Raw genomic sequence first — 23,136 nt, 5'->3', positions numbered from 1 at the left:
TTCCTGTTTGGCGGTCAGAACAGATCGGGTTCGTATTCGCGGCCGTCGTCCTCGGACGGGGAGTACATGTTGATTTCCATGCCGCAGTTGATTTCTTTCAGTTTCGGGGCAGACCAGGCCATTGCATCCTCCTTTGCTGGCTTTGATCCCCTCAGCCTAGCTGCCCGCCCCTGGCCCCGGTATTGGCCTTTGGTCGTAGGGGCGGTCTCAGACTTTGGTCCAATGGCACGCAGGCGCGCCGCTCGGCAGACTGCCAGCCATGCGCGTCTCCCGGTTCATACTCTGGCTTCAGGCCTGGCTGTTTGCGGCCAGCGCGCTGGCGGCGTCACCCTTGCCCCGCGAGGAGATCAGCGCCCTGATCATGCCGCCGTTCTCTCTGGGCGAACCGGTGAACAGCAAGGGTGTCTATACGCTGCTCAACTCCGGCGGGGCGGAGGCGGGCTATGCCTTTGAAACCGAGCCACTGGCCCCCCTGCCCGGATTTTCCGGCGCGCCGGTCAACGTGCTGGTACTGCTGGACCTGAATGGCAATTTTCTGGATGTCCGGCTGATCAGCCATAACGAGCCGGTCTTTGTCTCCGGGCTTGGCCCGGCCCCGTTCCACAGGTTCTTTGAGCAGTATCCCGGCCTGTCTGTCTTTTCGGCCATCACCGTCGGCAGCCCCTATGGCGAGACGGATTCCGGCTCATCGCTGGTCTATCTCGACGGGGTGAGCAAGGCGACCGCGTCGGTGCGGATCGCGCATGACTCGGTGATGGCTGCGGCGCTGGCGGTCGCGCGCGAGAAGATGCACGGCGTGATCACCGCCCCCCCGGCCCGGCCGGACCCGGACCACAGCGAGCCGCTGGACTGGGCGGCGCTGGTGGATCAGGGGCTGGCCACCCGCGCCACCGTCTCCAATGCGGAGGTAGACGCGGCGTTCGCCGGCACCCTCTGGGCCGATGACGATCCGGAGGCGCAGCAGCACCCCGAGGCAGCCTATCTGGATCTCTGGATCATCGACCTCGGGCCACCGTCAATCGCTCAGGCGGCACTGTCGCGCGACGGTTACAACGAACTGCAGGATTTTCTGGCGATCTCCCCCGATGATGAGCCGCTCTTGCTGATCGAGACCGGCCGCCATGGGCTGGTCAGCCCGGAGTTCATCCGCAACACCGCCCCGGACCGGGTGTTTGCAACGCAGAACGGACTGCCGGTGGCGCTGCGGGACAGCGACCTCCTGGTGGAGCTGTCGCCGGATCTGCCAGACCCTTTGCACGACGGCACGGCGATGATCCTGCGGGCCGACCGCCGCCTCGGCTTTGACCCGGCGCAGGAGTGGACCCTGCACGCCCAGGCGGTGCGCGCGCATGGCATGTTCCAGCCGGAAACGGGCACCGTGGAATTCCCTGTCACCCACCGGACCCCCGAACGCTTTTTCCAGCGGGCCGAGGCCCCGGCGCCCGTGCCGCCCTGGCTGGAGGCACTGCGCAGCCGCCATACGGACCTGATCGTTCTGGCCCTGCTGCTGAGCGCGCTGACCGCCGCGCTGCTGCTGGCCCAAGGCCGGATCGCCGCCCGCAAGGTGCTGACTCCGCTGCGGCTGACGGTGCTGGCGGCTGTCACCCTGTTCATCGGCTGGTGGGGCCAAGGCCAGCTGTCCATCGTCACCGTGCTGGGTGTGCTGCGCGCCGCGGCCGAGGGCGGCAGCTTTGCCATTCTCGCCTACGACCCGTTTTCGCTCCTGATCTGGGGTGTTGCCATCCTCGGGCTGGTGCTGTGGGGGCGGGCCCTGTTCTGCGGCTGGCTGTGCCCGTTCGGCGCGCTGCAGGAGTTCGCGCACCATCTGGGCCGCAAGCTGGGCCTGCCGCAAACAGGCCTTCCGCCTGCCTGGGACGGGCGGCTCAGGTATCTTAAGTACGGGGTGCTGGCGGGGCTGGTTTCGCTGGTTTTCCTGGCGCCTGCGCATGTGGACACCGCAGCCGAGGTCGAACCCTTCAAGACCGCAATCACCACCTATTTCCTGCGCGAATGGTATTTCACTGCCTATGCCGTCTTCTGGCTGGCGGCGGGGCTGGTGCTGTTCAAACCCTTCTGCCGCTATCTGTGCCCGCTGGGCGCAGCGATGGCGGCAGGCGGGCTGCTGCGGCGGCGCGACTGGATCGACCGGCGCGGCGCCTGCGGCAGCCCCTGTCAGCTGTGCCGGGTGAAATGCGCCTATGGCGCGATCAAACCATCCGGCGCGGTCCGCTATGACGAATGCTTCGGCTGCCTCGATTGCGTGTCGATCCACGACGACCCGGCCCGCTGCGTGCCGCTGATCCTGTCGGCGCGCAAGAAACAGCCGCTGGAGGCCGCGGAATGAACGCCAAACTGAACCGCCGCAGGTTCCTGGCAATCTCTGCCGCCGCCCCCCTTGGTGCCGCGGCTCCGGCGTCGCGGGCCGCGCCCGTCACCTGGCAGGGGGTTGCCCTGGGCGCCGAGGCGCGCCTGACCATCCATGCGCCGCCGCCGCTGGCAGACCAGGCGATTGCCGCCACGCTGTCGCAGCTGCGGCAGGCTGAACAGCTGTTCAGCCTCTACGATCCGGCCTCCGCGCTGTCGCGCCTGAACCGGACCGGGGTTCTGAAGAACCCGCCGCCGCCGTTTCTGGATCTGGCCCGGCTCTGCACCCGGATGCACGCGGCAACAGCGGGAGTGTTCGACCCCACGGTCCAGCCGCTTTGGCAGGCGCTGGCGCAGGGTGGCGGCGTCCGCGAGGCCGCCCGCCTCACCGGCTGGCACAAGGTGTCGGTGACGGCACAGGAAATCCGGCTGGCGCCGGGCCAGGCGCTGACCTTTAATGGCATTGCCCAGGGCTATGCCACCGGCATGGTCCGCGCCGCGCATGGCCGCTTGGGGCTGGAGCGGGTTCTGGTCAATGCCGGCGAGTTTGCCGCCCTCGGCGGCCCGTTCCGCATCGGGCTCGCCGATCCGGAACACGGCGTCTTTGCCGCCCGCAGCCTGACCGGCCGCGCCATCGCCACCTCCAGCCCCGGCGCGCTGCGGCTGCGGGGCGCGGCGCATATCCTGCACCCCGCGCTTGACCGCCGGCCGCTATGGGCCACTGTCAGCACCGAGGCCGCGAGCGCCGCGCTGGCGGATGCCGCCTCCACCGCCTTCTGCCTGATGAGCGAAAGTGAAATCACCGCCGCCCTGGCGCGCCTTCCCGCAGGCACCAAGGCCACTCTGCTGGCGCAGGATGGCAGCCTGAAAACGCTGGGGTAAGCTGGATCAGCGCAGCTCTGGCGGCCGGTGGCTGAGACCGTGGGCTGCGAAAATGGCGGCAATCCGGCCATCCTGCAGCGCGGCAGCAATGGCATCCTCCACCGCATAGGCCAGCGGGCGGTAGGAAAAATGCACCGCCACCCCGGCAGTCCAGGTGCCCGCGGAGAAGCCAGGCAGCGGCGGCGTATGGACGGCGGTCTGTGCGGTCAGCCCGGCCTCCAGCTGCGCCAGCGGTCCCATTGCCGCCTTGGTCTCCGCCCGGTCCAGCCCCGCCATTGCGTCGGCCGCCGTCGGGTAGCGGCGGATATTGCCGCTGAGCTGGCCGCCGGGAAAGGCGGAGAGGTAGAAATCGGCAATCGAGTCGTTTTCCACCGCGACGCTGTCGAAGCGGAAATAGGCCGGCACCGGCGGGTCTTCGGGATAAACCTCCCGGCGGTAGGCAATGGCTACCTCCTCGACGTGGTACTGGCCGGTGAACACCACCTGTTCGACCCGGCAGGCAAATTCGCTGTCATAAGGCACATGCAGCATGACGTTGGCCACGCTGCCGCCCACGATCGGCCCCTTCCAGATCCAGTTGCGCAAATCCGCGTCCAGGTTTTCGCCCGCTACGACCAGCGTGAACCGGGCCTCGACCCCCAGCTCAGCGGCAATCAGCCGGGCAAGGTCGATGTCGGCGCCTTTGATGCTTCCCGCCTCCTCGTAGGACCAGGGCGGAAATTCCTCATAAGCCGCAAAGGTGATGAAGCCGCGCTCAAGGATGGTCTCAAGGTCCTGCCCGACGATATCGCGGGAGGCGTTCTGCGGCTTGGGCTGCGGCACGTGGTCCGCACAGCGGGCCTGGCCGGGCTGCGCCCAGCCGCAGGCCAGCGCAGCAACCACAAGAAGTCCGGCCAGCTTCTGTCTCATGTGCCGCAGCCCCCTGCCTTAGTGCGCCGCCGAGAGGCCGACGGTCAGGGCCTCCGCAGCCCCGGCAAAGTCCGGCTGCGCGCCGCCGATCAGGCTCGCAGCCCGGTAGGCCGCGCTGTCGGCAACCGGCGCGCCGGACCCGGTTTCGACACCCTCCGCGATTTCCGAAAGCTCCGCGCGCAGCGCCGCTGCATCACCGCCGCCGCCGCCGGCCAGGGCCGTCAGCTCATCGCGGATTTCCAGCAGACGGCCGGTGGCCTCGTCCAGGGCGCCATCGTCAGGGCGGGTTTCCAGGTAGGTGCGGATCGCCCAGGCGGCCTTCTGGCCCAGCAGCTCCCCGAAGGCGGGCATCTTGGTGATGCCGTTCTGGGTGTAGCCGGTGCGGAAGCGTTCGACGAACCACTCGTCGCCCATCTCCTCCGCCTCCAGGTAGCGCAGGTCAGGCGCCAGCCCGCCAGAAACGCCGCCGAGCCCGTGGCAGCGGGCACAGTTCTGGTTGTAGCCGCTGCCGCCAATGTCAATCGCCGCCTGCCAGACCTCCGCCTCCTGGCCGCGATAGGGGTTTTCGGTCAGCCATTCCTCGCCCACATCGGGCAGGGCATCGGTATTCACCGGTTGCGGCGCGACGTCTCCGTGGGCCAGCGCCGCTGAGGCAAGAGCCGCGAGCCCGAGGGCCGCAAGAGGCAATTTGAACATGAGTTCCTCCCGTAAGTTTGTGCTTGCCGCAAGCATAGCCAGCCCGGCCCCTGCCCCGATACGCGACTTAAGTTGGAGAACCGCGCTGGCGGCCTACGACCTTGGTCCAATGGCAGCGGGCCTCTGGGCGGCAGTACGCTCGGCTCATGCAGCCAGAACCGGGTGCCCCATGCGCTTTCTGATCACATTCCTGATGGCCCTTTGCCCCGCCGCCCTTGCCGCGGCCGCGGGACTTGAGGTGCCGGTCATCTACCTGAAGCAGCAGGAGCAGCAGCCCCCCACCCTCTCCAATCTCGACCCGCAGCCCGCGGACCTGGGCGAGACCGGCGCAAGGCTGGGGCTGGCCGACAACCGGACCACCGGCAGCTTCCTTGGCCACAGCTACAGCCTGGAGACGGTGGCGGTGCCGCCGGGGGGCGATTTTGCCGCGGCGGCGCGGGCGGCGCTGAGCCGCAGCGCGCTGCTGATCCTCGATGCGCCCAAACCTGCGCTGCTGACCGCCGCCGCGCTGCCGGAGGCGCAGGAAGCGTTGCTGTTCAACGTTGCCAGCCCGGACATTGGCCTGCGCAGCGGCGACTGCCGCCGCAACCTCTTGCACACTCTGCCCTCGGACCTGATGCGCAGCGATGCGCTGATGCAGTTTGCGCTGACCAAGCGCTGGACCGGCCTCGCACTGATTTCTGGCAGCCACCCGCAGGACCAGGCCTTTGCCGCCGCGCTGCGCCGGAGCGCTGCCAAGTTCGGGCTGGAAATCACAGCTGAGCAGACTTGGGACTATGGCGCCGACATGCGCCGCAACGCCGCGCAGGAGGTGCCGCTGATGTCGCAGGGGCTGGGCCGCCACGATCTGCTGCTGGTCGCCGACGAGCTTCAGGATTTCGCCCGCTACCTGCCGTACAACACCTGGCTGCCGCGCCCGGTTGCCGGTTCTGAGGGGCTGGTGCCCGCGGCCTGGGCGCCGGTGGTCGAGCAATGGGGCGCCGCGCAGTTGCAGTCGCGGTTTCAGGACCTGGCCGGGCGCAAGATGCTGGCACGAGACTACGCCGCCTGGGCCGCGGTGCGCAGCATCGGCGAGGCTGTGACCCGCACCGGCTCAGGCGACGCGGGCGTCCTGCGCCAATACCTGCTGTCGGACGCGTTCGAGCTGGCGGGTTTCAAGGGCCGCCCGCTCAGCTACCGGAGCTGGAACGGTCAGCTGCGCCAGCCGATCCCGCTTGCCACTCCCCGCGCGCTGGCAGCGCAGGCGCCCTTGCCCGGTTTCCTGCACCAGCACAGCGAACTTGACACCCTTGGCCTTGATGAACCCGAAAGCCGCTGCGGAGCCTTCCAATGACATTTGCTGCAAAACCCCTTGCCGCGCTGGCCTTTCCGGCGCTGCTGGCCGCCGCGCCCCTTGATGCCCAGGAAATCTGGGTCACAAATGAAAAGGACGACACCATCAGCGTGATCGACATAGCCACGCTGGAGGTGGTCCGCACCATCGCAACGGGAGAGCGGCCGCGCGGCATCACATTCTCCAAGGACTTCTCGCGAGCCTATGTCTGCGCCTCCGACAGCGACACGGTTCAGGTTCTGGATGCCGTCACCGGCGAGGTCCTGCACGAGCTGCCCTCGGGCGAGGATCCCGAGCAGTTCGTTCTGCACCCGAACGACCGCCATCTGTACATCGCCAACGAGGATGACGCCGTGACCACGGTGGTCGACACCGAAACCCGCAAGGTGGTCGCCCAGATCAACGTCGGGATCGAACCCGAGGGCATGGCCGTCTCGCCCGATGGCAGGATCGCCATCACCACGTCGGAGACCACCAACATGGCGCATTGGATCGACACGGAAACGCAGCAGCTGTTCGCCAACACGCTGGTCGACGCCCGCCCCCGCCACGCTGAGTTCACCGCCGGCGGCAGCGCGCTGTGGGTCTCCTCCGAGATTGGCGGCACCATTACGGTCTTCGACACCGCCACCCAGACCGAGACCGGCAAGATCGCCTTTGAGGTCAAGGGGGTGCATCCCGACCGCGTGCAGCCGGTCGGGTTCGCCTTCACCGAAGATGAAAAGACCGCCTTTGTAGCGCTTGGGCCGTCCAACCATGTGGCGGTGGTCAATGCCGAGACGCTGGAGGTGGAGGATTACATCCTGGTCGGCCGCCGGGTCTGGCACATGGCGTTTTCCCCCGACAAGTCGCTGCTGTTCACCACCAACGGCGTGTCCGGCGACGTCACCGTGATCGACACCGCCCGGCGCCAGGCGCTGAAGTCGATCAAGGTCGGCCGTTTTCCCTGGGGCGCGGCGATGCGCCCCTGAGACCTGCCGCGCCCTGGCGGCGCGGCGTATCCAGACAGGAGGATCTCCGATGCTGAACCCCCGCCTATTCGCCGCGGCGCTGTGCCTGGCGCTGCCCGCCGCCGCCCTGGCCGGTGACGATGATGATCCGGGCAAGGCCGGCCTCGGTCTCGCCGGGCTGCTGTCCGCCAGCAACAAGGAGGACCTGCCGCCGATCACCCTGTCGGCAGGGATGCCGCTGGCCGATGCGCCCTGGGTGCTGAAATCCGGCACTTATTACGAGTTCGAGATCCAGGGCGATGGCAGTCAGGAGCTGGCGCTGACAGGCGCGGAATTCTTCCGAGCGGTCTGGATCGACGAGATCGTGGTGGAAGGCCTTGAGATCCGCCCGCTGGGGCTCGACAGCGTCGAGTTCGACGAGGCCGGCGAGATGGAGATCGGCTTCATCGCGCTGAAGCCTGGAAAATACCATCTCAAGGTGCCCGGCTCCACCGGCGATACCCAGCGGCTGGAGATCACCATCCAATGACCGGGCTGCAGGTGGAAAACCTGAGCTACGCCTACGGTGCCCGGCAGGCGCTGGATGGAGTCAGCTTCCGGGTTGAGCCCGGCACCTTCTGCGCCCTGCTGGGTCCCAACGGGGCGGGCAAGTCGACGCTGTTTGCGCTGCTCACCCGGCTGTTCGCCGCGCCGCAGGGCAGGATACAGGTTGCCGGCCACGACATGGCCGGTGCCCCGCGCAAGGCGCTGCGGCAGATGGGTGTCGTGTTCCAGCAGCCGACGCTGGACCTGGACCTGACGGTGCAGCGCAACCTCAGCTATTTCGCCGCCCTGCACGGGCTGCGCGGTGCCAGGGCGCAGTCCCGGATCGAGGCCGCGCTGGAGCGGCTGGAGATGCGCGGCCGGCTGGGCGAGCGGGTGCGCGACCTGAATGGCGGCCACCGACGCCGGCTGGAGATTGCCCGCAGCCTGATCCACCATCCCAAGGTGCTGCTGCTGGACGAGCCGACGGTGGGGCTGGATGCGGCAACCCGGCGCGCGATCACCGCTCATGTGCATGACCTGTCGCGGCGCAAGCGGCTGACGGTGCTTTGGGCCACTCATCTGACCGACGAGGTTGACGACGCTGACCAGCTGCTGATCCTGCACCGCGGCAGGCTGGCTGAAGACGGCACCGCCCGGCAACTGCGCGGCGGGCAGGGGCTGGCGGATCACTTCCTCAGGCTGACGGGAGAGGCGGCGTGATGGACTGGCTGGCCGCCCTGATGGCAATCACGCAACGCGAGGCGCTGAGGTTCATTGGCCAGCGCGGCCGCTTTGTCGCGGCGCTGGTGCGGCCGATGCTGTGGCTGGTGGTCTTTGCCGCCGGTTTCCGCGCCGCGCTTGGGCTGTCGATCACCCCGCCCTATGCCACCTACACCACCTACGAGGTCTATATCGTGCCGGGGCTGTGCGGCATGATTCTGCTGTTCAACGGCATGCAAAGCTCGCTGTCGATGGTCTATGACCGGGAGATGGGCTCAATGCGGCTGCTGCTGACCAGCCCGCTGCCGCGCTGGTGGCTGCTGGTCTGCCGCCTGCTCGCCAGCACCGCGATCTCGGTGCTTCAGGTCTATGTATTCCTGGGACTGGCAGCGCTGTTCGGCATCCGCTTTAGCTGGGGCGGCTATGCCGCGCTGTTGCCCGCGCTGATCCCCGCCGGGCTGATGCTGGGGGCGCTGGGGCTGGCGCTGTCTTCGGTGATCCGCCAGCTGGAAAACTTTGCCGGGGTGATGAACTTCGTGATCTTCCCGATGTTTTTCCTCTCCACCGCGCTTTACCCGCTGTGGAAGATGGCCGAAAGCTCTGCGCTGCTGCGCGATATCTGTGCCCTGAATCCCTTCAGCCAGGCGGTCGAGCTGATCCGCTTCGCGCTCTATCAGCAGCTGAATGCCGCCGCGCTGGCCTGGGTGCTGCTGTCGGGGCTGGTCTGGCTTGGGCTGGCGGTCTGGGGCTACGACCCTGCGCGCGGGCTGATCCGCAAGGCTGCGAAACCGGGCTGAGCCGCCCCCGCCCGCGCCGCGTGCAAATTCACCGCAAACCCGGGCCGCAAGGCGCCGGGCGCTGCTGCGTTGAGCCGCCGTCCCGCCCGGCTGGCGCCCGCATACGACCATTGTGCAATACCGCCCGCCCGGTGCGCGCTGAATACTGTGGCAAGCCGGCAGCCCGCACCGGGCCGTGGCTGTTGAGGATCAAACGAAAGGGAGGAAGCCAATGAACCGCTTTATCGCGGCGGTCGCCGCAGGGACCATGATGGCAGGCATCAGCCACGCCGGGGTCACCGAGGACGACCTCAGGAACGACCAGACAACCACCACCCAGGTGGTCACCAACGGGATGGGGCGGCACCTGCAGCGCTACAGCCCGCTCGATACCCTGAACAAGGACAACGTCGCAAACCTGGTGCCTGCCTGGGCCTTCAGCCTCGGCGGCGAAAAGCAGCGCGGCCAGGAAACCCAGCCGCTGATCTACGACGGCATCATGTATATCACCGGCTCTTACAGCCGGGTCTATGCCATCGACGTCGAGACCGGCCGCGAGATCTGGCAGTACGACGCCCGGCTGCCTGAAGGCATCCTGCCCTGCTGCGACGTGGTGAACCGCGGCGGCGCAATCTATGGCGACACCTTCTATTTCGGCACGCTGGACGCCCGCATCGTGGCGCTGGACCTCAAGACCGGCGACGTGAAATGGCGCAAGAAGGTAGCCGACTACAAGGCCGGCTATTCGATGACCGCGGCGCCGCTGATCGTCAACGGGCTGGTGATCACCGGCAATTCCGGCGGCGAATTCGGCATTGTCGGCGAGGTGCAGGCGCGGGATGCCGAAACCGGCGAGCTGGTCTGGACCCGGCCGGTGATCGAGGGCCACATGGGCACCTTCAAGGGTGAGGAAAGCACTATGACCGGCACCCTGAATGCCACCTGGCCGGGCGACATGTGGAAGACCGGCGGCGGCGCCACCTGGCTCGGCGGCTCCTATGATGCGGAGACAGACACGCTGGTCTTCGGCGCAGGCAACCCGGCGCCCTGGAATAGCCACCTGCGCAACGCAGGCACCCCGGTGGAGGGCAATGCGGGCGACAACCTCTATGCCGCCAGCCGCATTGGCATCGACCCTGCCAACGGCGAGATCAAGTGGCACTTCCAGACCACCCCGCGCGAGGGCTGGGATTATGACGGCGTCAACGAGGTGGTCGCCTACACCGACCGCAGCGGCAACAAGCGTTATGCCACAGCCGACCGAAACGGCTTCTTCTATGTCCTGAACCGCGAGGACGGCAAGTTCGTCAGCGCGACGCCCTTCGTCAAGGACATCACCTGGGCCGAGCGCATCGACGAGACCGGCCGCCCGGTATTCAACGAGGACAACCGCCCCGGCAACCCGGCCGATGCAGCCGATGGCAACAAGGGGGAGGTGATCTTTGCCTCGCCGTCGTTCCTGGGCGGCAAAAACTGGATGCCGATGGCGTTCTCGCAGAACACCGGCAATTTCTATGTGCCTTCCAACGAATGGGGCATGGACATCTGGAACGAGCCGATCAGCTACAAGAAGGGCGCCGCCTACCTGGGCGCGGGCTTCACCATCAAGCCGAACTACGAGGACCATATCGGCAGTCTCAAGGCGATCGACCCCGACACCGGCGAGGTCAAGTGGGAATACAAGAACGACGCACCGCTCTGGGCCGGGGTGATGACCACTGCGGGCGGGCTGGTGTTCACCGGCACCCCTGAGGGCCGCTTCATCGCCTTTGACGACGAAACCGGCGAGGAGCTGTGGTCGTTCCAGACCGGCTCCGGCATCGTCGGCCAGCCGGTCACCTGGGAGCAGGACGGCGTGCAGTATGTTTCGGTCGTTTCCGGCTGGGGCGGCGCGGTGCCGCTGTGGGGCGGCGAGGTCGCCAAGAAGGTCAACTACCTGAACCAGGGCGGCATGGTCTGGACGTTCCGCCTGCCCCGTCAGCTGGCGCAGGCGGACTGATCCCGCACCGGCTGAGGCCTTATGCAAGGAACTCAGGCGCGCCTCCTGCGGGGGGCGCGCCTTCCATATGCGACTTTAGGCGTATACCGCTGCTGCTGCCTGCTTGCTAAGCTGGCAGGAAAACAACAGCTCTGGTGCAGATATGCCGACACACACGGACACGCCGAAAACCCCAGGGTTCAATGCGGCGCTGCTGGTGGATGATCACCCGCTGTTCTGTGACGCTCTGGCGATGACCTTGCAGGCGGTGACCGCAATCAGCAGCATGCACACCGCGCCGGCCCTTCAGGCTGCGCTCGACATGATCGCCGGGGGCATCCGCATCGACCTGGTGGTGCTGGACCTGAACCTGCCCGACGTCAACGGGCTGGACGGACTGCTGCGCCTGCGCAAGGTGACGGACTGCCCGATCCTGGTGGTCTCCTCCATGGCCGACAACCGGATTGTCAGCTCGGTGATCCATGCCGGCGCCAATGGCTTTGTTCCCAAGCACAGCCAGCGCGACGTGTTCCAGAAGGCGGTCGAGGCGATCAACCAGGGCAAGGTCTTCCTGCCGGACGGCTTTGTGCTGCTGGATGACAATGCCGGCAGCAGCGACGACGTGCTGCAGCGGCTGTCCCAGCTGACCAACCAGCAGGCCCGGATCCTGCAGCTGATCTGTGAAGGCAAGCTGAACAAGCAGATCGCCTATGACCTGTCGATCGCCGAAACCACGGTGAAGGCCCATATCACCGCAATCATGCGCAAGCTCGGCGTGCAAAGCCGCACCCAGGCGGTGCTGGCCGCCAAGCAGGCGAGTTTTGCAAACGTCTTGCAAGACACGCCGCCGTCCGCCTAGTCTGGCGGACAAAATTCGGGGAGGAGAAAGGCGATGGCCCCTGTCCATGGTCCGTCGGGTGCAACCGTGACGGAACCGCGGGTTGTCCGGTCCGGCTCGGTTGACTGCCGGGCGGCGGACGCTGTCGAACAACTGGCACAGGCGCTGAATCCGAACGGCCTTTCGCTGGTGGTTCTGTTTCTGTCCCCGGACACCGACGTCGCGCGGCTGATCGGCGAGGCGCAGCGCCGGTTTGCCCCGGCGCAAGTTGTCGGCTGCACCACCGCGGGGGAGATTTCGGCAGGCGGCTATGTCGAGGGCGAGATTGTCGCCATCGGCTTTGCCCAGTCGCATTTTCAGACCCGCACCATCCTGATCGAGGACCTTGGCAATTTCGATCCGCACAGCGTGATCGAGCGGATGATCCGCAACCGCAGCCACATGGCGCAGAACACCGGGGACTGGGTGTCGGATTTCACCTTCCTGCTGGTCGACGGGCTGTCCACCAAGGAGGACGCGCTGACCTCGCAGCTGTCGGTCGGGCTGGGCCCGGTGGCCTTCTTCGGCGGCTCGGCGGGTGACGGCACAAATTTTGGCAAGACCTATGTGCTGCATGGCGGAAAGGCCCATTCCAACGCCGCCATCCTGATCCAGGTGCGCAGCCGCTGCCCGATCAAGGTCTTCAAGACCGACCATCTGGTCCCGTCGCAGAAACGCATGGTGGTGACCGGCGCCGATCCGGCCCGCCGGGTGGTGCATGAAATCAATGCCGAACCCGCCGCCCGCGAATACGCCCGGGTGCTGGGCAAGGACCCGGAGCAGCTCACCGCCTTCACCTTTGCCGCCCATCCCGTCGCCGTGCAGTTCGGGGATCAGCACCATGTGCGCGCCATCCAGCGGGTCGCCGACAATGACGAGCTGGTATTTTTCTCCGCCATCGACGAGGGCGTGGTTCTGACCCTGGCCGAACCGGAGGACATGGTGATCCACCTGGAGCGCGAGATGGCCGCGCTCAGCGCCAGCCGCCGCCCCGAGATCATCCTGGCCTGCGACTGCATCCTGCGGCGGCTGGAAGCGCAGCAGAAACAGGTCTCGCAGGACATTTCCCGCATCCTGCGCGACAACCGGGTGGTGGGCTTTTCGACCTATGGCGAGCAGATCAACTCGATGCATGTCAACCAGACCCTGACCGGGGTGGCGATTTATCCGCCCGACGAGGGCTGAGCCATGGCGCATGAGCTGATCGACCCCCGCGACACGCCGGAGCGGCAGAACCAGAAGCTGCTGAAAATCGTCGAAACCCTGATGCGCCGGGCTGAGCAGAGCTCGGATGCTTCCGGCGAGGCCTATGCCCAGTTCCAGCGCGCAGTGATGCTGGAGGAGGAGGTGCGCGTGCGCACCCGCGAACTGGAGCACGCGCTTGACCTGCTCAACGAGTCGAACGCCAGGCTGGCGCTGGCCAATGCCGAAACCGAGGCCGCCCGCGCCAACCTCGCCAATGCGATCGAGACGGTGCAGGAAGGCTTTGCGCTGTTTGACGCGCAGGACGTGCTGGTGATGTGCAACACCCGCTTCGGCAAGCACCTGTCTGACATCTACCATCTGCTGCGGCCGGGGCTGAAATTTGCCGACTACGTGAACCTGGTGGCAACCAGCGCACATCTGGCGCTGCCGGAGGGAGAGACCGCCGCCGATTGGGAGGCCTACCGTATCGCCCGCCACAAGGATGATCACGCTGTGTTCAACGTGATGATGGCCGGCAACAGCTGGCTGCAGGTCAGCGAGCACCGCACCCCGGACGGCGGCACCGTGATCCTGCAGACCGACATCACCGACATGATGCGGCTGGAGCGGCAGGAGCGTGAGCGGCTGCTGGACGATCAGTCGCGCGTCATCAAGGCAACGCTGGAGCATCTCGACCAGGGGGTCTGCATCTTCGACGCCCAGAACCGGCTGGTCGGCTGGAACCGCCGCGCAGGAGAGCTTTTGTCGATGCCCGCGGGCAAGTTCCAGCTGGGCATGTTTTTTGCGACCCTCTACCGCCAGGCCGCGGACAGTATCCGCATTCTGGGCGGCACCCGTCTGGACGACGTTGAGGCCTGGGTGGCCAGCACCGCCAAGCGGGCGCCCCTGTCGTTCGAGATCGGGCTGGGCCGTGACCGCATCCTGGCGGTGTTCGCGCAGCAGATGCCGGACAAGGGATTTGTCATCAGCTTCACCGATGTCACCGCCGAACGCGCCGCCGTCCGCACCATTTCCCAGGTGAACGAAACACTGGAACAGCGGGTAGCTGAACGGACCCTCGAGCTGGAAGACGCGCTGTCGGAGGCGGAGCGCGCCAATGCCTCAAAATCGCGCTTTGTCGCCGCCGCCAGCCACGACCTGCTGCAGCCGCTGTCCGCCGCCAAGCTTTATGTCGGCTCGCTGGAGGATGATCTGCAGGACGCGGTTTTCAGAGACCGGGCGGCCAAGGCCGGCAACGCGCTGGTCGCGGTCGAGCGCATCCTTGGCGCCCTGCTGGATATCTCCAAGCTCGACTCCGGCCTGGCGGCAATCGACCGCACCGCCATCAGCCTGGGCAGTATGCTGGATCAGCTGAAGGACGAGCTGGAACCGGTTGCCCGGCTCAAGGGGCTGGACTTCCGGGTCGTGCGCAGCGGCGCGGTGGTGGAAAGCGACGCCGCCTACCTGCGCCGCATCCTGCAGAATCTCGCCTCCAATGCCGTGCGCTACACCGGCAGCGGCAAGGTGCTGATCGGGGTGCGGCAGCGGCCAGGCCGGGTGCTGCTGGAGGTCCGTGACACCGGCCCCGGCATCCCACCTGAGCATCAGGACAGGGTGTTCCAGGAGTTTCAGCGGCTTAACGCCAAGGCCAGCCCGTCTGACGGCATGGGGCTGGGGCTGGCCATTGTCGAGCGGGCCTGCCGGCTGCTGAAACATCCGCTGAACCTCACCTCGGAGGTCGGGCGCGGCACCTGCTTTTCGGTGGAGCTGCCGCTGAGCACGGCGGCGCGCCCGCCGTCGCCCCTGCCCGGCCCCGGCACCGGCGCCGCGGTGCCGTTTGCGCACCGGATCGTGGTTCTGATCGAAAACGACGCCGGCCTCAGGGCGGCGCTGGAGATCACGCTCGACAGCTGGGGGCTGAACGTGCTGCCCTGCGCCAGCTGCGCCGAGGCGAGCACGCTGCTGCAGGAAATCGACATCTGCCCGGATGCGATCATCGCCGATTACCAGCTGGACGACGGGGCACTGGGCACCGATGCGATTGCCGCGCTCAGGGCGCAGCACGGGCCGGTTCCAGCATGTCTGGTGACCGCCAACCGCTCTCCGGATCTGGCGGCTGCCTGTGCGGGGCTGAACGCGGCGCTGTTGCACAAGCCGATAGACACCAGCGCGCTGCGCGGCTTCCTGGAGCGCGCGCTGACCTGACCATAGTGCGGCGCAACTCAGCGCAGGCACACCTCCGAGCGGGTCAGGAACCGCTTGCCGCTGCCGTTCTCCAGTGAGAACATCCCGCCGATGCCGTCAATCGCGTCGATCACCAGGTTGGTATGTTTCCAGCGCGCGTGCTGATCGGCATTCATGTAAAACGGCACGCCGCCGATTTCCCCCACCAGCACATCGTTGCCGCCAAGGATGTAGTCGCCCTGCTGAAAGCACATCGGCGCCGACCCGTCGCAGCAGCCGCCGGACTGGTGAAACAGCAGGTCCTGCCCGAACCGCGCCTTGAGCGCGCCGATCAGATCCAGCGCCGCCTGTGTTGCCGTCACCGTCATGCCGGTTGTTCCGGTCATTGCAGTCTCCCCCGGCTGAATGAAAAAAGAAACGGCCCCGGACACCCGGGGCCGCCTGCAGCGCAACTTGCTCAGAAGAAGCCCAGCGCGTTGGGGCTGTAGCTGACCAGCAGGTTCTTGGTCTGCCGGTAGTGGTCCAGCATCATCTTGTGGTTCTCCCGGCCGATGCCCGACTGCTTGTAGCCGCCAAAGGCCGCATGGGCCGGGTAGGCGTGATAGCAGTTGGTCCAGACCCGGCCCGCCTGGATGTCACGGCCAAAGCGGAAGGCGCGGTTGGTGTCGCGGGTCCACACGCCGGCCCCCAGGCCGTAGAGCGTGTCGTTGGCGATTTCCAGCGCTTCGGCATCATCCTTGAAGGTAGTGACGGACAGCACCGGCCCGAAGATCTCCTCCTGGAAGATCCGCATCTTGTTGTGGCCCTTGAACACGGTCGGCTCGATATAGTTGCCGCCTTCCAGCCCCTCCAAGGCTGAAACATTGCCGCCGGTCAGCAGCTCGGCCCCCTCATCCTTGCCCAGCTGCAGGTAGGACGCGATCTTCTCCTTCTGCTCAGCCGAAGCCTGGGCGCCGATCATCGTGTCCATCGACAGCGGGTTGCCCTGCTTTACCGCCTTCACCCGTTCGATGGCGCGGGCGATGAAGTCGTCGTAGATCGACTCCTGGATCAGCGCCCGGCTGGGGCAGGTGCAAACTTCGCCCTGGTTCAGGGCAAACATGGTGAAGCCCTCAAGGCATTTGTCGAAGTAGGCATCGTCCGCCGCCATGATATCCTCAAAGAAGATATTCGGGGACTTGCCGCCCAGCTCCAGCGTCACCGGAATCAGGTTCTGGCTGGCATACTGCATGATCAGCCGCCCGGTGGTGGTCTCGCCGGTAAAGGCGATCTTGGCGATCCGGTTCGACGAGGCCAGCGGCTTGCCCGCCTCCAGACCGAAGCCGTTGACGATGTTCAAGACGCCCGCGGGCAGCACATCTGCAATCAGCTCCGCCAGCACCATGATCGAGGCCGGGGTCTGCTCCGCCGGTTTCAGCACCACGCAGTTGCCGGCCGCCAGTGCCGGCGCCAGCTTCCAAACTGCCATCAGCAGCGGGAAGTTCCACGGGATGATCTGCCCGACCACGCCCAGCGGTTCCGGGATGTGGTAGGCGTAGGTGTCGGCATCGATTTCGGAGATATGGCCTTCCTCGGCGCGGATGCAGCCCGCGAAATAACGCCAGTGATCCACGCAGAGGGCGAGGTCGGCGTGAATTGACTCGCGGATTGGCTTGCCGTTGTCCAACGTCTCCGCCGCCGCCAGCAGCTGGGTGTTCGCCTCCATGATATCGGCGATCTTCAGCAGCATGTTGGCGCGCACCGTAGTCGACGTTTTGCCCCAGGCCGGAAACGCCGCATGAGCTGCGTCCAGAGCCGCCTCGACATCCTCGGCGTTAGAGCGGGCAACCTCGCAGATCACCTCGCCGTTAATCGGGGTGATGTTTTCGAAATACTGGCCCGAGCGGGGTTCGGTGAATTCGCCGTTGATGAAGTTGCCATAGCGCGGCTTGAACGGAAATTCGACGCCCAGATGCGCCGTGTCCAGTGCCGGATTGGCCAGCCCGTTCGTGTGGATGTTCATGCCATTCCTCCCAAGAATTGATCCAAGAAATGCAGCGGAACTGGCAGCCATGCACCTTCGATGGCAGGCACTCGGTCCGGTGCTGCTTCAAGGCTTAGACCATCGGCAATAGCCGCGGTATTCGACCAAAGTCCTTGCCGGCCGCCGGGCAGATTGCAGCATTCGCCGCTTAGGTGTTTGATCCCACGGCTTGATGGTGTGAAATGGAGGGAAGACCGCCTCTAATTTGAGCCGTTGAGGTTACCGTGAGGGGAGGCGACGGAGGCCTGCCTCACGGGCATTTAAAAGACAGTTGCGGTTCCCGGTTCCGCGTGCAGTACACGGTCGGGCACGCGGAAACGGTATCCGTCCTATTCTGCGGCTTGCCGGAGCGGCCGACGCGCTAGCAATTCAGCGATGTCAGGGCGGCAGGAGCCGCAATTTGTTCCGGCGTGCAAGGCAGTGCCGATATCGGCAACACTCACCAGCCCGCCGCTCTCGATTGCGTGAAGGATGGTGTTGGCCCCGACGTTGAAGCAAGCACAGATCACCGGGCCGGGATCGGGCCGGTCTGCGGCAGGAATGCCAGTCAGAACACCCGCCGTGCTGGTGCCCGGAAGTCCCGCCAGGTAGTCCCGGCTGACCGCCACCGGTTCCGGCGCGGTGAACAGCGCTGCCATAACCCTGCCATCCTGAAACAGGGCCAGCCGGGTAATGCCCTTGCTGCTGTCCGTCATTATCTGCACTTCGGTCTCGGGCTGGGCGAACAGATCCCGTGCGGCGGCCTCCGGATCCGCAAGCGGAGACAGCCCTGCCAGTTCTGCACGGTACCCCGTTTCCGTGCGAGCCATGGCCCAGTACTCCGACCGGGGAACCATCGGGCGGCAGGATACGGCAAACCCGTACCAGGCCGGCTGCCAGCGCTCCGCCGCGACGACGGCGGCCTTGCTTTCCGGCTGCCCCGAAACAGGATCAACGGCGGCGGCGACCAGCGTGTCAACACGCGCCGAAGGTGCGGTTTCGCCGGTCCAGTGGATCGGCACGAACAGATCGCCGGGCTGCACATCGGTGGTGATCCGGGCGCGCAGGATCGCCTCCCCGTGCGGGCTGCGGAGCCGCAGCAGGTCTGCGCGCTGCACTCCCAGCCGCCGGGCGTCCTCCGGGTGGATATCGGCAAAGGGTTCGGCCAGATGCCCTGAAAGGCGGGCGGCTCGTCCGGTGCGGGTCATCGTGTGCCACTGGTCGCGGATACGGCCGGTGTTGAGGCGGAACGGATGCTGGCGGTCCGGCGCGGCAGCCGGAGGGCGCCAGCGGACAGGCAGCATGCGGGCCTTGCCGTCCGGGTGAAAGAACTGCCCGTCCGCAAAGAACCGCCCGCCCTGGCGGTTCCGGCTCACCGGCCAGCGGACGGGGCTAAGCCCCTCGTAGTCAGGATCGGACATGCTGCTGAGGCCGGAAATGTCGAAATCCAGCCCGAAGCTGCCGGCCAGGCCGGACAATGCGGCATGCTCCCGGAAGATCTGCGCCGGAGACTGGTAATCGAAGGCTGCACTCCAGCCCATGCGCCTTCCTACGTCTGCCAGAATGTCCCAGTCGGCGCGGGCCTGGCCCGGCGGCGGCAGGACCGCGCGCTGGCGGCTGATGGTGCGGTCCGAATTGGTGACGGTGCCCTCCTTTTCCGCCCAGGCAGCGGCGGGCAGCAGCACATCCGCCAGCCGGGCGGTATCGGTTGCCGCGGTGATGTCGCTTACCACGGTGAACTCGCAGGCCTGGAGTGCCGCGCGCACGGCGTCGGCCTCAGGCATGGTGACGGCGGGGTTGGTGTGGATGATCCACAGTGCCTTGAGCCGCCCGCCGCCTGCCGCGCGGAACAGATCGACCGCCTTCAGCCCGGGCCGGTCCGGCAGCGCCGGGGCACCCCAGAATTCCTGCACCGCCGCACGGTGGCTGCGGTTTTCCAGATCCATATGGCAGGCCAGCATATTGGCCAGTCCGCCCACCTCGCGCCCGCCCATGGCGTTCGGCTGGCCGGTCACTGAGAAGGGGCCGCTGCCGGGTTTGCCAATGCGGCCGGTTGCCAGATGGCAGTTCAGGATCGCGGTCACCTTGTCCGTGCCGGAGGCGGACTGGTTCACCCCCTGGCTGAAGATGGTCACTACCTTTTCAGTGCCCATCCAGAGACGGCAGAAGGCTGCGATTTCGTAGTCAGACAACCCGGTGACGGAGGCATCGCTCGCGAAGGCGGCTTCCAGCGCTTCGCCCAGCCCCTCCACATGCTGCAGATACTCCGCGTCCAGTGCGCCGCCCTCATAAAGCGCGGCCAGAAGCCGGTTGAACAGCGCCACGTCGCTGCCCGCCCGCAGTTTCAGATGCATGTCCGCCTGATCGCAGCTCGCCGTGCGCCGCGGGTCGATGACCACCAGCCTGGTGCCGCGCTTTTCGCGCGCGGCGAGAATGCGCTGGTACAGAACCGGGTGGCACCAGGCGAGGTTGGAGCCCGCCAGGACGATCAGGTCCGCCTGTTCCAGATCCTCATAGGTGCCGGGCACCGTGTCGGTGCCGAAGGCGCGTTTGTGGCCCGCGACGGTGGAGGCCATGCACAGGCGCGAGTTGGTGTCGATATTGGCCGAGCCGAGGAATCCCTTCATCAGCTTGTTGGCGACATAGTAGTCTTCGGTAAGCATCTGGCCAGACAGGTAAAAGCCGACGCTGTCCGGGCCGTGCCGATCCACTGCCTGCCGGAACTTGCTGGCGACCAGATCCAGGGCGCTGTCCCAATCGGTCTCCTGCCCGTTCACTTGCGGGGCCAGCAGGCGGCCCTCCAGTCCCAGCGTCTCCCCCAGAGCCAGCCCCTTGGAGCAGAGCCGCCCGCGATTGGCCGGGTGGTCCGGGTCGCCGCGCACCGCCAGCCCGCCTGCGCCGTCCGGGCGCAGCAGCACCCCGCAGCCGGTGCCGCAGTAGGGGCAGGCGGAACGGACCTCCTGACAGGCCGCACCCGCCATCACGCGGCGCTCCGCTTGCCGATGGCACCGCCGTCAATCAGCAGGCGGCCGCCTTCGACGCGCACCGGGTAGGTGCCGATGCGGCCCTCATCTGCGCCGTGCGCCTGGCCGGTGCTCAGGTCGAACACCCAGTTGTGCAGCGGGCAGGTGACGCTTTGGCCGTGCACGATGCCTTCAGACAACGGGCCGCCCTTGTGCGGGCAGCGGTCGTCTGCGGCAAAGACCTCGTCCTCTCCGGTGCGGAAGAGGGCGACGCAGCCGACCGGAGTCTTCACTACCCGGGCGCCGTGCAGGGGTATATCGCTGATATGGCCGATGTCGATCCAGTTCATTCCGCAGCCTCCAGTGTGAGATTGGCAAGGGGAGCGTATTGCGCCCGCGTGGCGCTGTTCTGTGCGTGTTCGGCCCAGGGGTCCTTGCGGTAGATGGATTGCGACAGCGCAAACCGCTCCGCCAGCAGCCGGCGGTTCTCAAGGTCGTCGACGATCTGCGCCTTGACCCAGTCGAGGCCGACCCTGGCCAGCCATTTGTAGATCCGGTCCAGATAGCGGGCGTTTTCGCGGTAGATCTGGGTCATGGCGGAGATCACCTCGACCGCCTCTTCCTCTGTTGCCACCTTACACAATACCTCTGTGCCCTTGATTTCCATCCCCGCAGCGCCGCCGACGTGGATCTCGTAACCGCTGTCGACACAGACGACGCCGATGTCCTTGCAGGTTGCCTCGGCGCAGTTGCGCGGACAGCCGGAGACCGCAAGCTTCAGCTTGTGCGGCGTCCAGGACCCCCACAGGTGTTTTTCCAGCTTGATGCCGAGGCCGGTCGAGTCCTGGGTGCCAAAGCGGCAGTGATCGGTGCCGACGCAGGTCTTCACCGTGCGCAGCCCCTTGGAGTAGGCATGGCCCGAAACCAGCCCGGCGCGGTTCAGATCGGACCAGATCGCGGGCAGATCCTCGCCCCTGACACCCAAGAGGTCGATGCGCTGGCCGCCAGTGACCTTGACCGTCGGCACAGCGTATTTGTCGGCAGCATCGGCGATGGCGCGCAGCTCGTCCGGGGTGGTGATGCCGCCCCACATCCGCGGCACCACGGAGAACGTGCCGTCCTTCTGGATGTTGGCGTGCTTGCGTTCATTGACAAAACGGCTTTGCGGGTCGTCCCGGTACTCCAGCGGCCAGTCCGCCAGCAGGTAATAGTTCACCGCCGGGCGGCAGATGTGGCAGCCGTTGGCGGTGGTCCAGCCAAGCTCCTGCCAGACCGCGGCCAGGCTTTTCAGCTCGCGGCTTTTGATCAGGCGGCGGACGTCCTCGTGCGTGTGGCTGGTACAGCCGCAAACGGGCTGGGCCTGGGGCGCGGCGTAGTCCTCTCCCAGCGTCACCGACAGGAGCTGCTCCACCAGCCCGGCGCAGGTGCCGCAGGAGGCGCTGGCCTTGGTCGTGGCGCGGATCGCGCCGAGGTCCGTGGCACCACCTTCGATGGCACTGGTGATCTGTCCCTTGCAGACGCCGTTGCAGCCGCAAATCTCTGCCTCAGGCGGCAAGGCTGCAACGGCTGACAGAGGGTCCGCGGAGGCGCCCCCTTGGAAGGCCGGACCGAAGATCAGCGTCTCGCGCATCTCCTCAATATCTGTGCCGTCCTTGATCAGGCCGAAGAACCAGCTGCCATCGGCGGTATCGCCGTACATCACCGCGCCAATCAGCCGGTCGTCTTCGATGACCAGCCGCTTGTAGATGCTGCGGGCGGGGTCGCGGAAGACGATATCCTCGCGGGTCTCGCCTTCCGCGAAGTCCCCGGCGCTGAACAAGTCGCAGCCGGTGACCTTGAGCTTGGTGGCCAGTTCCTTGACCGCAAAGGCGTTGGACTTACCCAAGAGGCTGTCTGCCAGGACCTTGGCCTGATCGTAGAGTGGTGCCACGAGGCCAAACAGATGGCCGTTGAATTCCACGCATTCACCCACCGCAAAGACATCCGGATCGGAGGTCTGCATCTGTGCGCTGACCTCGATGCCGCGCGCCACATCCAGATGCGCGTCGGTGGCAAGCCGGGTTTCCGGGCGGATGCCCACCGCCATCACCACCAGATCGGCACCTAGCGTCTCGCCGTTTTCCAGGAGCACCGCCTGGGCGCGGTCCTCGCCCAGGATCGCCTTGGTCGAGGCCCGGGTCTTCACGGTGATGCCGCGCGCCTCCAGATCCTTGCGCAGCAGATATCCCGCGGCCTCGTCGAGCTGGCGCTCCATCAGGTGGCCCGTCAGGTGCAGCACGGTCACGTCCATGCCGCGCTCCTTGAGCCCTGCGGCCGCCTCCAGCCCCAGCAGCCCGCCGCCGATCACCACCGCCTTTCCGCCCTTGGCGGCGGCCTCGATCATCGCGTTGGTGTCGTCCAGGTCGCGGTAGGAAATCACCCCCGGCAGGTCGTGTCCCGGCACCGGGATGATAAAGGGGGCGGAGCCGGTGGCGATCACCAGCTTGTCATAAGGCACATGGCCGTTTTCGCCCTCGACCACTTTCATCTCGGGGTCGATCTTCACCACGTGCTCACCGAAGCGGCAAGTGATGCCGCGCTCCGCGTACCAGTCATCGCCGTGCGTGACGATCTCCTCATAGGTCTTTTCACCCGACAGCACCGGGCTCAGCATGATGCGATTGTAATTGCCGCGCGGCTCGGCGTTGAACAGGGTAATGTCATAGGCGCCGGGGTCCGCGTCGAGCAGATGCTCGATCACCCGGCCGGAGGCCATGCCGGCCCCGATGATGACGAGTTTCTGGGTCATGGTC

The 23,136-nt window shown here is 66.5% G+C and carries 19 protein-coding genes; 11 read left to right on the top strand and 8 right to left on the bottom strand.

All coding sequences use genetic code 11. The features are described 5' to 3' along the window. Positions 1-14: 14 nt before the first annotated feature. Complete coding sequence (gene pqqA, locus DAEP_RS0116925) at positions 15-122, bottom strand: pyrroloquinoline quinone precursor peptide PqqA (protein ID WP_027245494.1); 108 nt, start codon at positions 120-122, stop codon at positions 15-17. 137 nt (positions 123-259) lie between these two features. Between pqqA and DAEP_RS0116920 the strand changes: the two genes are divergently transcribed. Next, the gene (locus DAEP_RS0116920) at positions 260-2,344 is read left to right on the top strand and encodes a 4Fe-4S binding protein (RefSeq protein ID WP_027245493.1); all 2,085 of its coding nucleotides are present in this window, start codon (positions 260-262) and stop codon (positions 2,342-2,344) included. Further along, entirely contained in the window at positions 2,341-3,246 is a 906-nt protein-coding gene (locus tag DAEP_RS0116915) for an FAD:protein FMN transferase (protein WP_036760791.1), read from the top strand. Before DAEP_RS0116920 ends, DAEP_RS0116915 begins: the two co-directional genes overlap by 4 nt. A 6-nt stretch (positions 3,247-3,252) precedes the next feature. Here DAEP_RS0116915 and DAEP_RS0116910 read toward each other — a convergent pair whose 3' ends face one another. Both DAEP_RS0116910 and pedF read right to left on the bottom strand, forming a co-directional pair. Then, complete coding sequence (locus DAEP_RS0116910) at positions 3,253-4,155, bottom strand: substrate-binding periplasmic protein (RefSeq protein ID WP_027245491.1); 903 nt, start codon at positions 4,153-4,155, stop codon at positions 3,253-3,255. 18 nt (positions 4,156-4,173) lie between these two features. Then, positions 4,174-4,851, bottom strand: a complete 678-nt coding sequence (pedF, locus tag DAEP_RS0116905; RefSeq protein ID WP_027245490.1) for a cytochrome c-550 PedF — start codon at positions 4,849-4,851, stop codon at positions 4,174-4,176. A gap of 169 nt (positions 4,852-5,020) precedes the next feature. Between pedF and DAEP_RS0116900 the strand changes: the two genes are divergently transcribed. The 9 genes from DAEP_RS0116900 (at position 5,021) to DAEP_RS0116860 (ending at position 15,400) form a co-directional block, all read left to right on the top strand. Beyond that, positions 5,021-6,184 carry an ABC transporter substrate-binding protein gene (locus tag DAEP_RS0116900; RefSeq protein WP_036760789.1) on the top strand — a complete coding sequence of 388 codons (1,164 nt, stop codon included), beginning with the start codon at positions 5,021-5,023 and terminating at the stop codon, positions 6,182-6,184. Further along, positions 6,181-7,155: a YVTN family beta-propeller repeat protein gene (locus tag DAEP_RS0116895; RefSeq protein WP_036760787.1), complete on the top strand. Its 975-nt coding sequence runs from the start codon at positions 6,181-6,183 to the stop codon at positions 7,153-7,155. The genes DAEP_RS0116900 and DAEP_RS0116895 overlap by 4 nt, the downstream gene beginning before the upstream one ends. A 49-nt stretch (positions 7,156-7,204) precedes the next feature. After that, a complete protein-coding gene (locus DAEP_RS0116890) occupies positions 7,205-7,663 on the top strand; it encodes a cupredoxin domain-containing protein (protein ID WP_027245487.1) in 459 nt (152 codons plus the stop codon). After that, positions 7,660-8,379 carry an ABC transporter ATP-binding protein gene (locus DAEP_RS0116885; RefSeq protein WP_027245486.1) on the top strand — a complete coding sequence of 240 codons (720 nt, stop codon included), beginning with the start codon at positions 7,660-7,662 and terminating at the stop codon, positions 8,377-8,379. The genes DAEP_RS0116890 and DAEP_RS0116885 overlap by 4 nt, the downstream gene beginning before the upstream one ends. Continuing rightward, a complete protein-coding gene (locus tag DAEP_RS0116880; RefSeq protein ID WP_008557257.1) occupies positions 8,379-9,176 on the top strand; it encodes an ABC transporter permease in 798 nt (265 codons plus the stop codon). Before DAEP_RS0116885 ends, DAEP_RS0116880 begins: the two co-directional genes overlap by 1 nt. 211 nt (positions 9,177-9,387) lie before the next feature. Further along, positions 9,388-11,154, top strand: coding sequence for a PQQ-dependent methanol/ethanol family dehydrogenase (locus DAEP_RS0116875; RefSeq protein WP_027245485.1), 1,767 nt, complete (start codon positions 9,388-9,390; stop codon positions 11,152-11,154). 142 nt (positions 11,155-11,296) lie between these two features. Continuing rightward, positions 11,297-11,992, top strand: coding sequence for a LuxR C-terminal-related transcriptional regulator (locus DAEP_RS0116870; RefSeq protein ID WP_027245484.1), 696 nt, complete (start codon positions 11,297-11,299; stop codon positions 11,990-11,992). Positions 11,993-12,025: 33 nt separating this feature from the next. Continuing rightward, positions 12,026-13,195, top strand: a complete 1,170-nt coding sequence (locus tag DAEP_RS0116865; RefSeq protein ID WP_027245483.1) for an FIST N-terminal domain-containing protein — start codon at positions 12,026-12,028, stop codon at positions 13,193-13,195. A 3-nt stretch (positions 13,196-13,198) separates the two neighbouring features. After that, positions 13,199-15,400 carry a hybrid sensor histidine kinase/response regulator gene (locus tag DAEP_RS0116860; RefSeq protein WP_027245482.1) on the top strand — a complete coding sequence of 734 codons (2,202 nt, stop codon included), beginning with the start codon at positions 13,199-13,201 and terminating at the stop codon, positions 15,398-15,400. 17 nt (positions 15,401-15,417) lie between these two features. Here the strand turns inward: DAEP_RS0116860 and DAEP_RS0116855 are convergent, their stop codons facing one another. The 5 genes from DAEP_RS0116855 to nirB all read right to left on the bottom strand — a co-directional run bounded on the left by DAEP_RS0116855 (position 15,418) and on the right by nirB (position 23,132). Then, the gene (locus DAEP_RS0116855; RefSeq protein WP_208855455.1) at positions 15,418-15,765 is read right to left on the bottom strand and encodes a DUF779 domain-containing protein; all 348 of its coding nucleotides are present in this window, start codon (positions 15,763-15,765) and stop codon (positions 15,418-15,420) included. A gap of 71 nt (positions 15,766-15,836) precedes the next feature. Then, the gene (gene adh / locus DAEP_RS0116850) at positions 15,837-17,381 is read right to left on the bottom strand and encodes an aldehyde dehydrogenase (RefSeq protein WP_027245480.1); all 1,545 of its coding nucleotides are present in this window, start codon (positions 17,379-17,381) and stop codon (positions 15,837-15,839) included. Positions 17,382-17,731: 350 nt separating this feature from the next. Beyond that, a complete protein-coding gene (locus DAEP_RS0116845) occupies positions 17,732-20,362 on the bottom strand; it encodes a nitrate reductase (protein WP_027245479.1) in 2,631 nt (876 codons plus the stop codon). Beyond that, positions 20,362-20,694, bottom strand: coding sequence for a nitrite reductase small subunit NirD (nirD, locus tag DAEP_RS0116840; RefSeq protein ID WP_027245478.1), 333 nt, complete (start codon positions 20,692-20,694; stop codon positions 20,362-20,364). Before nirD ends, DAEP_RS0116845 begins: the two co-directional genes overlap by 1 nt. Next, complete coding sequence (nirB, locus tag DAEP_RS0116835) at positions 20,691-23,132, bottom strand: nitrite reductase large subunit NirB (RefSeq protein ID WP_027245477.1); 2,442 nt, start codon at positions 23,130-23,132, stop codon at positions 20,691-20,693. The genes nirD and nirB overlap by 4 nt, the downstream gene beginning before the upstream one ends. Positions 23,133-23,136: the final 4 nt, after the last annotated feature.

The organism is Leisingera daeponensis DSM 23529 (genome assembly GCF_000473145.1).
In the GTDB taxonomy this organism is placed as follows: domain Bacteria; phylum Pseudomonadota; class Alphaproteobacteria; order Rhodobacterales; family Rhodobacteraceae; genus Leisingera; species Leisingera daeponensis.
This window is presented reverse-complemented; position numbering and strand designations above follow the sequence as displayed.

Bases quoted from the DNA above. Each gene is read 5' to 3' on its own strand.
- pqqA (WP_027245494.1), bottom strand. From the start codon at position 122: ATGGCCTGGTCTGCCCCGAAACTGAAAGAAATCAACTGCGGCATGGAA.
- DAEP_RS0116920 (WP_027245493.1), top strand. From the start codon at position 260: ATGCGCGTCTCCCGGTTCATACTCTGGCTTCAGGCCTGGCTGTTTGCG.
- DAEP_RS0116915 (WP_036760791.1), top strand. From the start codon at position 2,341: ATGAACGCCAAACTGAACCGCCGCAGGTTCCTGGCAATCTCTGCCGCC.
- DAEP_RS0116910 (WP_027245491.1), bottom strand. From the start codon at position 4,155: ATGAGACAGAAGCTGGCCGGACTTCTTGTGGTTGCTGCGCTGGCCTGC.
- pedF (WP_027245490.1), bottom strand. From the start codon at position 4,851: ATGTTCAAATTGCCTCTTGCGGCCCTCGGGCTCGCGGCTCTTGCCTCA.
- DAEP_RS0116900 (WP_036760789.1), top strand. From the start codon at position 5,021: ATGCGCTTTCTGATCACATTCCTGATGGCCCTTTGCCCCGCCGCCCTT.
- DAEP_RS0116895 (WP_036760787.1), top strand. From the start codon at position 6,181: ATGACATTTGCTGCAAAACCCCTTGCCGCGCTGGCCTTTCCGGCGCTG.
- DAEP_RS0116890 (WP_027245487.1), top strand. From the start codon at position 7,205: ATGCTGAACCCCCGCCTATTCGCCGCGGCGCTGTGCCTGGCGCTGCCC.
- DAEP_RS0116885 (WP_027245486.1), top strand. From the start codon at position 7,660: ATGACCGGGCTGCAGGTGGAAAACCTGAGCTACGCCTACGGTGCCCGG.
- DAEP_RS0116880 (WP_008557257.1), top strand. From the start codon at position 8,379: ATGGACTGGCTGGCCGCCCTGATGGCAATCACGCAACGCGAGGCGCTG.
- DAEP_RS0116875 (WP_027245485.1), top strand. From the start codon at position 9,388: ATGAACCGCTTTATCGCGGCGGTCGCCGCAGGGACCATGATGGCAGGC.
- DAEP_RS0116870 (WP_027245484.1), top strand. From the start codon at position 11,297: ATGCCGACACACACGGACACGCCGAAAACCCCAGGGTTCAATGCGGCG.
- DAEP_RS0116865 (WP_027245483.1), top strand. From the start codon at position 12,026: ATGGCCCCTGTCCATGGTCCGTCGGGTGCAACCGTGACGGAACCGCGG.
- DAEP_RS0116860 (WP_027245482.1), top strand. From the start codon at position 13,199: ATGGCGCATGAGCTGATCGACCCCCGCGACACGCCGGAGCGGCAGAAC.
- DAEP_RS0116855 (WP_208855455.1), bottom strand. From the start codon at position 15,765: ATGACCGGAACAACCGGCATGACGGTGACGGCAACACAGGCGGCGCTG.
- adh (WP_027245480.1), bottom strand. From the start codon at position 17,381: ATGAACATCCACACGAACGGGCTGGCCAATCCGGCACTGGACACGGCG.
- DAEP_RS0116845 (WP_027245479.1), bottom strand. From the start codon at position 20,362: ATGGCGGGTGCGGCCTGTCAGGAGGTCCGTTCCGCCTGCCCCTACTGC.
- nirD (WP_027245478.1), bottom strand. From the start codon at position 20,694: ATGAACTGGATCGACATCGGCCATATCAGCGATATACCCCTGCACGGC.
- nirB (WP_027245477.1), bottom strand. From the start codon at position 23,132: ATGACCCAGAAACTCGTCATCATCGGGGCCGGCATGGCCTCCGGCCGG.